The 8,751-nt window shown below is 60.4% G+C and carries 8 protein-coding genes and 2 pseudogenes; 6 read left to right on the forward strand and 4 right to left on the reverse strand.

The window, feature by feature from the left end; translation table 11 throughout:
• Window positions 1-18: 18 nt before the first annotated feature.
• Together JWR14_RS16160 and JWR14_RS16165 are read left to right on the forward strand one after the other, a co-directional pair.
• Window positions 19-363: pseudogene (locus tag JWR14_RS16160) on the forward strand (DUF3455 domain-containing protein); the annotation flags it as partial.
• Between the two features lie 58 nt (window positions 364-421).
• Window positions 422-1,090 (forward strand): YceI family protein, encoded by a 669-nt coding sequence (locus JWR14_RS16165; protein ID WP_299708468.1) that lies wholly within the window; start codon window positions 422-424, stop codon window positions 1,088-1,090.
• Between the two features lie 46 nt (window positions 1,091-1,136).
• Here JWR14_RS16165 and JWR14_RS16170 read toward each other — a convergent pair whose 3' ends face one another.
• Entirely contained in the window at window positions 1,137-2,279 is a 1,143-nt protein-coding gene (locus tag JWR14_RS16170) for a DSD1 family PLP-dependent enzyme (protein ID WP_299708470.1), read from the reverse strand.
• Window positions 2,276-2,947: an HAD-IA family hydrolase gene (locus tag JWR14_RS16175; protein WP_299708472.1), complete on the reverse strand. Its 672-nt coding sequence runs from the start codon at window positions 2,945-2,947 to the stop codon at window positions 2,276-2,278. The genes JWR14_RS16170 and JWR14_RS16175 overlap by 4 nt, the downstream gene beginning before the upstream one ends.
• Before the next feature lie 77 nt (window positions 2,948-3,024).
• On the opposite strand from JWR14_RS16175, the gene JWR14_RS16180 reads away from it, so the two are divergent.
• A complete protein-coding gene (locus JWR14_RS16180) occupies window positions 3,025-3,981 on the forward strand; it encodes a LysR family transcriptional regulator (RefSeq protein WP_299708474.1) in 957 nt (318 codons plus the stop codon).
• Window positions 3,982-4,072: 91 nt separating this feature from the next.
• Window positions 4,073-5,260 carry an aminotransferase class I/II-fold pyridoxal phosphate-dependent enzyme gene (locus JWR14_RS16185; protein WP_299708476.1) on the forward strand — a complete coding sequence of 396 codons (1,188 nt, stop codon included), beginning with the start codon at window positions 4,073-4,075 and terminating at the stop codon, window positions 5,258-5,260.
• A 45-nt stretch (window positions 5,261-5,305) separates the two neighbouring features.
• Here JWR14_RS16185 and JWR14_RS16190 read toward each other — a convergent pair whose 3' ends face one another.
• Window positions 5,306-5,797, reverse strand: a complete 492-nt coding sequence (locus tag JWR14_RS16190) for an Lrp/AsnC family transcriptional regulator (protein WP_299708478.1) — start codon at window positions 5,795-5,797, stop codon at window positions 5,306-5,308.
• A 166-nt stretch (window positions 5,798-5,963) separates the two neighbouring features.
• Here JWR14_RS16190 and JWR14_RS16195 point away from each other — a divergent pair, with 166 nt between their 5' ends.
• Together JWR14_RS16195 and JWR14_RS16200 are read left to right on the forward strand one after the other, a co-directional pair.
• Window positions 5,964-7,178 (forward strand): M20 aminoacylase family protein, encoded by a 1,215-nt coding sequence (locus tag JWR14_RS16195; RefSeq protein ID WP_299708480.1) that lies wholly within the window; start codon window positions 5,964-5,966, stop codon window positions 7,176-7,178.
• Window positions 7,178-8,386 (forward strand): diaminopropionate ammonia-lyase, encoded by a 1,209-nt coding sequence (locus tag JWR14_RS16200; protein ID WP_299708482.1) that lies wholly within the window; start codon window positions 7,178-7,180, stop codon window positions 8,384-8,386. Before JWR14_RS16195 ends, JWR14_RS16200 begins: the two co-directional genes overlap by 1 nt.
• On the opposite strand, the pseudogene JWR14_RS16205 reads toward JWR14_RS16200, so the two are convergent.
• Window positions 8,383-8,751: pseudogene (locus tag JWR14_RS16205) on the reverse strand (NAD(P)/FAD-dependent oxidoreductase); the annotation flags it as partial. The gene JWR14_RS16200 and the pseudogene JWR14_RS16205 sit on opposite strands and share 4 nt — an antisense overlap.

The raw sequence follows: 8,751 nt of genomic DNA on the forward strand, positions 1-8,751 counted from the left end.
GTGTAATCATGCGAATACGATGCGCAGCACCACCTGGGTTGGGTGTTCAAGAACCCGCAGGCAACGCTCTACGATACAAGCGGCCAGGCATTGATCCGGCACTCGGCGGGGCCTTCGTGGGAGGCGAATGATGGCAGCCGGATCGTGGGCCACGTGATCGCGCAAACGCCGAGCGATACCGCCGCGAGCGTGCCGCAGCTATTGCTCGAAACCCGCAGCACTGCGGCGAGCGGCATGCTGTCTGTTATTCGTTATGTTCAGCGCGTGAATACCGTGGGCGGCGTGATGCCTGCCTCGCCATGTTCGACTGAACATGAGATTGGCAGCTCGCCTTACATCGCTAACTACATTTTCTACAAGTAGGTTGGGCGGGCGGTCATGGTGACTGCTTCCCGTGCGCCGCCTTCTTCAAAGGACAATCATGCACGACTTCAGATTGCTGCCTCGTTTTCACGCGCTTCGTGCGGGTTTGCTCATTGCAGTTGTTTGGTCTATCTCGGCCTGCACAGCGCTGAGCGTGGTGACACATTCAGTGTCGCCTGATGAAGCGAGCGTTCCTGCGGGGCGTTATCAACTTGACCCGCATCACTGGAACGTCAGTTTCGATGTCGATCACTTCAAGTATTCCCGCTTCGTCATGCGCTTCGACAAGACGACCGCGCAGTTGAACTGGGATGCAGCGGGCATGGAGAAGAGCACGGTGACGGCGGATATTGATGCAACGAGTCTCGACACCAACGTTCCGATCCTCGACAAGATGGTCAAGGGCAACGATATGCTCGACGTCGAGCGTTTTCCGACGATTCATTTCGCAAGTACGGCGTTCAAGCGCACAGCGGACGACAAGGGCGAACTGACCGGTGACTTGACCATTCATGGCACGACCCGACCGGTCACACTGACGGTTACGTTCAAGGGGCATGCGCCAAATCCGCTGACCAAACAACAGACGCTGGGCTTTTCCGCCGATGGGCATTTCAGCCGCGCGCAATTTGGGTTATCGACGTGGTATCCGGCCGTGGGTGACGACGTGCATGTGGCGATTCAGGCTGAATTTGTGGGGAATGCACCGGGCGCGGCTTCACCATGAGTGGGGGTTCTTAAGCGACTCGCTGGCTCCGCTTAGTACCGCCTGCCTACCACCCATAAAACCGCTCCCACACCGCGACCTCACCGTCCTCCGAGCGCGCGTGATAAACGGGAAATTGCGCGCCGGTCGCGCATGCATGATTCGGCAAGATCAACAGTCGCGTACCAACCGGCAGATGGACCGAAATATCCCTGTCCGCATGATCCACGTTCGCGAGAATGCCATGCTCCTGGTTCGCGCCCGTGAGCATATAACCATCAAGCGGCGCGCCATCGAGCGTGCAAGCCTGTCCGTAACCGTAATCGTGTGCTTGCTTGGCGGTGCCACGATCACGGCTCATCGCCATCCAGCCCGCGTCGAGAATAGCCCAGCCCTTGTCCACCTGATGACCAATAACCGTCGTCAACACACTGAGCGCCAGATCGCTGGTCGTGCAGACCCCAACGTTGCGCATGACGAGATCAAAAAACACATACACGCCAGCCCGCACCTCTGTGACGCCTTCAAGATGCTGCGCCGCAAGCGCAGTCGGCGTGGAACCAACGCTCACCACATCGCACGGCAGACCCGCGTCGCGCAAACGCTCGGCCGCGTGCACGCAACCCGCACGTTCCTGTTCGGCCAGCGCAGCCAGCGCGTCAGGTGTATTGAGATCGTAACTCGACCCGGCATGAGTCATCACGCCGCCCAGACGCGCGCCATGGAGTTCACCGCTGCCATGCAGCGTGCGCCCTATGTCGAGCAAGCGAGTTTCATCGGGCTGGACACCGGAACGATGACCGTCGGTATCTATTTCGATCCACACGTCGAAAATTTCGCCATGAACACGGCCGAACTCGGCAACCGCTTGCGCAGCCTCCAGGTTATCGACGATCAGTTTGAGATCGCATCCCGCGCGGCGTAACGCCAGAGAGCGAGGCAGTTTCGATGCAATGATCCCAACCGCGTACAGGATGTCGCTGAAACCTGCAGCGAAAAACTGCTCGGCTTCCTTGAGCGTCGACACCGTGATGCCGCGTGCACCCGCATCGCGTTGAGCCTGCGCGACCTCGACACACTTCGTTGTCTTCACGTGCGGGCGGAACGCGACGCCGAGCGTGTCCATCCGGCTCTGCATGCGAGCTATGTTGCGCTCCATGCGCAGCCGGTCGATCAACGCGGCTGGAGTTTCGATTTGATCAAGCGTCATGACGTGGATGTTCCCTTCGATAAGTTGAAACCGCGCAGCCAGGGCAGCAACGGGTCGAGCGTAGGGGCTTCGAGCTCGGGCGGCTGCGCGCCTTGCACCAGCTCCAGACCCACGCGGTTATGCCAGTAAGTGCGCAAGCCAGTCGCGGCTGTGCCGAACATGTCGTAGCTTGAACCGGCAACGAACGCGGCGTCTCTCGCCTCGACCTTCAGACGGTCGAGCGCCATCTGATACGGCCTCGGATCGGGCTTGTAGAAGCCCGCACGTTCGGCGGTCACGATCACGTCCCAGTCGATATCGAACAAACCGGCGGCCTGCTCGCCAAGACGCTTCGAGCAGTTGGTCACGATCGCCAGCCGGCAATGCGGTGCCAGCTTGCGCAGCACTTCATGCGCGCCGCTCCACGGGGCGAGTTGCAGCCATTGCGCTTCGAGCACGCGTGCGGCCGATTCACGCAAGCCGACCTGCACTGCGGCCTGGCGTACGAGTTCTTCATAGGGAACGTAGGCGCCGCAGCCGTAGGTCAGGCGCAGATATTCCGCGCGCCAGGCGCGGCCCGCGGTTTCGCTGCCGGCTGCGCGATTCCACAGGCTCCATGAATCGAGGAGGGCGGTCAGCAGGTCGAACAGAACCGCTTTCGGGTAAGTTGGGGTAGATTGATTTGGCATGATGGAAGCGACTTTACTGATGAAACCCTAAGCTGTGGTTAAATTCAGGCACATCTATCCTTAAGTAAAATTGAACGATGGAACTCGCTGATCTGCGGCTTGTAACCATGCTCGCGCGCTCAGAGTCGTTGAGCGCGGCGGCGCGCGTCCTGAATGTGACGCCGTCGGCGCTCTCCATGCGGCTCAAGAAACTGGAAAAATCGCTGGGTGTAACGCTCGCTACCCGCGATGCACGGCATATGTCGCTGACCGCTGACGGCGCAAGACTGGCGCGCGAAGCGCAAGGGTTGCTGAGCGCCATCGAAGCACTCCCTGACACCTTCCGCGAACAGACCGCCCAACTTGCCGGGCATATCCGGATTGCCGCGCCGTTCGGTTTTGGCCGCGTGCATATTGCGCCGCTGCTCGCGCGGTTCGCCCGCGCCAATCCGGGGATTCGGCTGCAACTCGACTTGCTCGAAACGCCCTGGCCCCACAGTCATGCCGCCGATGTTGTAATCCAGATCGGCACCGTCCGCGACTCCTCCTGGAGCGCGCGGCCGTTGCTCGCGAACGAGCGCTGGTTGTGCGCGAGCCCGGGCTATATCGCGGCACGTGGTTATCCGCGCGAACCACGCGAGATTCTCGAGCACGACTGCATCTGCATCCGCGAAAACGATGAGGACGTGACGCTCTGGCGGGTACGCCGGCGAAGGTCGGACGCGGGCAGAAAACCATCGTCGCCAACCACGCTGCGCGTCACGCCGGCGTTCACAACGAACGACGGGAGCGTCGCGCGCCGTTGGGCCGAAGAAGGTTTAGGGCTCGTGCTGCGCTCGCAATGGGATGTAGCGGATGCGGTTGCGGCAGGCAAGCTGGTGAGGCTCCTGAGCGAATGGGATTTCGGCAGCGCGCCGGTCATCGCTCTGGTGCCCACGCGCAAGGGGCGTTCGCTGCGCATCCAGGCGTTGCTGAGTTATCTCGCGGCAAATCTGGGCGCGGAGACTGCGGGCGAGAGAACGAAAGGCCGAAGGGTCGCCGACACAGGCGCTTGACGTTTGCATTCTGGGGGACTTTATAATCGAAACGATCGACGTAAAAATCATCGCGTGGCGGGTCGATCGTCACGCTTCAGGGAGTGAGCGCATGAAGTATTCGAACCTCGTCGAGCGCCTGCAAGGCAAGCGCACGTCTGCATGGGAAATTCACCACGCTGCGCAGCAGGCTTTGCAAAACGGCGAGGATGTCATCGTCCTGAGCGTTGGCGATCCCGACTTCGCTACACCCGAAGTCATTGTCGATCGTGCCGTGGCAGCGCTGCGAGCCGGCGACACGCATTACGCGGAAGTGATAGGCCGCGAGCCGTTGCGTGCAGCCATCGCGCGGGATCACTCGCGTGAAACCGGCACGAGCGTTGATGCGGCCAATGTGATCGTGGTCGCAGGCGCGCAGAACGGGCTCTTTGCTACGTCCCTGTGCCTGTGCGAAGCAGGCGACGAGATCATTGTCCCTGAGCCGATGTACCTGACCTACGAGGCGAGCGTCCGGGCATCGGGAGCCACGCTGGTGCCCGTGGCCGTCGATCCCGCGAAGGCATTTCATCTGGACTGCGCAGCGCTCGAGGCTGCCATTACCCCGCGTACCAAGGCAATTTTCTTCGCCACGCCGTGCAATCCGACCGGCGTGGTAATGCCGCGTGAAGACCTTGAACGTATTGCCGGACTGGCTCGCAAGTTCGATCTATGGATCGTTGCCGACGAGGTCTATGCGGACCTGACGTTTGAGCGCGAACATGTGAGCATTGCTTCGCTTGACGGCATGGCGGAGCGTACCGTGACGATTGGCAGCTTGTCCAAGTCGCATGCCATGCCCGGTTGGCGCGTGGGCTGGGTGGTCGGGCCGAAGACGCTGATCGAACATCTCGGACGGCTGGCGCTTTGCATGCTCTACGGCTTGCCAGGTTTCATCCAGGAAGCGGCGTTGACCGCCCTTGAGAACCGGGTGCAGATTGTGGCGGACATGCGTGAGATTTACCGGCGGCGGCGCGACGTCGTGTTCAATCGTCTTCGCGACGTGCCCGGCTTGCATTGTCTGTTACCCGAAGCAGGCATGTTCATGATGGTGGACGTAACAGGCACGGGCCTGGATGCCTATGAGTTCAGTTGGCAGCTATTCCGCGCGCAAGGCGTTTCGGTACTCGATGCAAGCGCATTCGGCGAGACGGCGAATGGTTACGTGAGGCTGGGTTTCGTCGTCGACGAAATGCGGCTCGCGCAGGCATGCGATCGAATCGCGGCGTTTGTTGCAGGATTGACGCGAACGGCGAAGGGTTGAACTACGCTTAAGCCTTGACGACCGGCGGAGTCGGCGAAGCCGTACTCAAGCCGATCCGCTCTCCGGCTCTTCGGGGTCGTCGATCTGAATCTTCGTCTCGAACTTCGAGCAGTTCATCGCGAAGTTGCTCTTGAAGTTGCGCACGTTGTTGTTCGACGAAAACAACCGGCGCGTGAACGCGTGATACCGCTCCATGGAAGCCGAGTTCACGATCAGCAGAAAGTCGAACTCTCCTGACACTTCGTAGCAGGCCATCACATCACCTTCTGCCATCATGCGGCGTTCGAACGCGCGCAATAGCGCGTCGTTCTGCTTGTCCAGTTCCACCGATACAAACACGGTCAGTGGCCTGCCGACCCGCATGCGGTCAACAATAGCAACGTCCTTCAGCAACACGCCATCCGAGCGCAACTGCGCGATCCTGCGCTGACAGGTCGCGACCGACGCATTGGCTTCGGTGGCGAGCACGCGTAGCGGCGTAGCCGCGTTTTCTTGCAACAGGTTGAGAATTCGAACGTCCAGCCGGTCGAGTGCCATGGATGTGTCCCAAGAAGAATGCGGTGTTCGTTGAGCTTAGGGGCTAGATAAGGGCTGGAAATAGAACCGAATTATCGGCCATTGGCATTTAAATGAGATTTTTTCTCACGCGACGGTTCCTATACTGGAGCACGGCAGGAATCGAACGGACACGGGGAGAAACACGATGGACACCAGCAACGCGGCGTTGGACTTCGATCGGCAATTGACGCAGTGGCGACACCGCTTTCATCGCGAGCCCGAGACCGGTTTCGAGGAACACGAGACAAGCGCCTTCGCGGCGGCGGTGCTTGAGGGCTTCGGGCTCGAGGTGACGCGGGGTATCGGCGGAACGGGTTTTGTTGCGAGCCTGACCTGCGGCGATGGTCACGGTGTGATCGGCCTGCGTGCGGAGATGGATGCACTCAACATCCATGAGCAAGCACCTGAGCGCAATCACGCGTCCGTTCGCGCCGGCAAGTCCCATGCTTGCGGACACGATGGCCACATGAGCATGGTGCTCGGCGCGGCGAAGCTTCTATGCGAGCGACGCGATTTCAACGGGACCGTGCGCTTCATCTTCCAGCCCGCCGAGGAGCACGGGAAAGGCGCGAAGGCGATGATCGCCAACAAACTGTTCGAACGTTTTCCCATCGATGAAATCTATGGTGTTCATAACATCCCGGGTGTGCGCGCGTGCGTGATCGCAACGCGAGCCGGTGGCATCATGGCGAGTGAGGATAATTTCGTTATCCGTATCAACGGTCGCGGCGGACATGCTGCGCGACCGCATATGACCATCGACCCGATTGTGATTGCAGCAGAGATTGTGCTGGCTTTACAGACGGTCGTATCGAGGAGTATCGATCCCGGCGTGCCTGCGGTGATCTCCTGTACGGAGTTGTTCACTGATGGCATTCGTAACGCAATTCCCGGACAGGTGATCATCAAGGGCGATACACGCAGCTATACACCTGACGTGCAGCGCTTGCTCGAGAGACGGATGCGCAGCATCAGCGAGGGTATTTGCGCGGCTCACGGCGCCGAATGTTCATTCGAATACACGCATGAGTTTGTTCCCACGGTGAACACACCGGAGTGCGTACCGACCGCGATCACGGCAGCGACAGCAATTGTGGGCGCCGCGAACGTGGACGGCAATGTGGCTCCAATGATGATCTCGGAAGACTTTGGCGCGTTCCTTCAGGTGGTGCCTGGAAACTTTGCGTTCATCGGTAACGGCGCTGAGGGCGAGCCGGGTGCAACGCCGCTGCACAACGCCCGATACGATTTCAACGATGCTGTTTTATCCATTGGTGCACGTTATCTCGCGGAGATCGTGCGTACGAAATTGCCGGCCGGTCATAGTCATAACGATAATCATAACCAGAGGAAAGTTTGATGCTGCAACTTAACACCAGCGCACGCCGGGGGCGTTACGACGAATCGCTTCGTGACATCCTTAACATTCAGGCCGCCGATGAAAGCCGCGCGTGGTTATCGACGTGGGACGGATTGAACGCCGGTCCGACACCGTTGTGGGGTCTACCGGATCTTGCCGCACGGCTGGGCGTTAAATCGATCAGCGTGAAGGACGAAGGCCATCGTTCCCCGCTTGGCAGCTTCAAGGCGCTGGGTGCACCCATTGCACTGATCCGTTTGATTCGACGCCTTTGGCCTGAGCAGGACTTCATTCCGGCAAAAATAACCACCGGGCATTACAAGGCGCTGCTGCAGGATTTCACGGTCATCAGCGCGACTGATGGCAATCACGGCCGCGCGTTGGCTGCAGCCGCGCGCAGTATCGGTTGCCGCTGTGTGATCGTGCTGCATCGTCACGTGAACGATGAACGGCGACTCGCCATACAACAGTTGGGCGCGCAGATCGTGCAGATTGATGGCAACTATGACGAGTCGGTGAAAGAGGCCGCGCGTCGGGCAAAAGAGCATGGCTGGCACGTTGTCTCCGATACCTCGTACGACGGTTACGAAACCATCCCGCGCGACGTGATGCAGGGATACGGGACGGTCGCTGCCGAAGCAATCGAGCAAGGGGGCGAAGGACCTTATACGCACGTGTTCATTCAGGGCGGTGTGGGAGGACTAGCGGCCGGTGTTGTCAGCTATTTCGCTGAGCGCTTCGGCGAGCGGCGGCCGTTCTGCGTGATTGTCGAGCCGGTCCAGGCAGACTGCCTGTTTCAAAGCTCGCTACGAGGCCGGGCGACGTTCGCTACAGGCTCGGTCGACTCGGTCATGGCCGGCCTTGCTTGCGGAGAGGCGTCCCCCCTGGCGTGGCGTTTTCTGGCCGTTCTCGCCGATGCTTTCATGACCATTCCAGACGACGCCGCCGTCGATGCCATGCGGGTCTTTGCCGAGGGCGCGGCGCGCGATGTTCCTGTGGTGGCGGGAGAGTCGGGCGCGGCGGGTCTTGCGGGGCTCATCCAGGTGAGCAGCAGCGCGGAAGATCGTGCTGCGCTTGGGCTCGATGAACAGTCGACCGTGCTGCTGCTGAACACGGAGGGTGCAACCGCGCCGGCGTTGTATGAGCAGTTGACGGGGTTGCGTGCCGACGAAGTGCTCAAGGCGCAGCAACGCCGGCTGCCCGTTTAGGCGACTACCGAGACCGCGGGATCGGCCGCGGCGAATGCAGCTTCGCGATCGGCGGCAGGCGGATAAATCCACTCGGTGCAAATCTGCCGCTTGAGCGCCTTCGCCTCCGCGCCGACGAGCTTGATCTGACGATCCCAGCCTTCGGTAAATACCGCGCCCCACGATCCAAGATCGAGACACGTCACATAGACAGGCTGCCGATAAGGCAAAAGCTCCGCGCCGACCAGATCAGCCGCTACGTTGTGGCCCGCGAACCTGCCCATGTTCATCGCGTGCTGGCATGACATGAGCGCGTGATTTCCGGCGTCGTCGGTCGCGGCGAAGGCGACATCGCCGGCGGCGAAGATGTCTTCCGTTCCCAATAC

Source organism: Caballeronia sp. (assembly GCF_028292365.1).
In the GTDB taxonomy this organism is placed as follows: domain Bacteria; phylum Pseudomonadota; class Gammaproteobacteria; order Burkholderiales; family Burkholderiaceae; genus Caballeronia.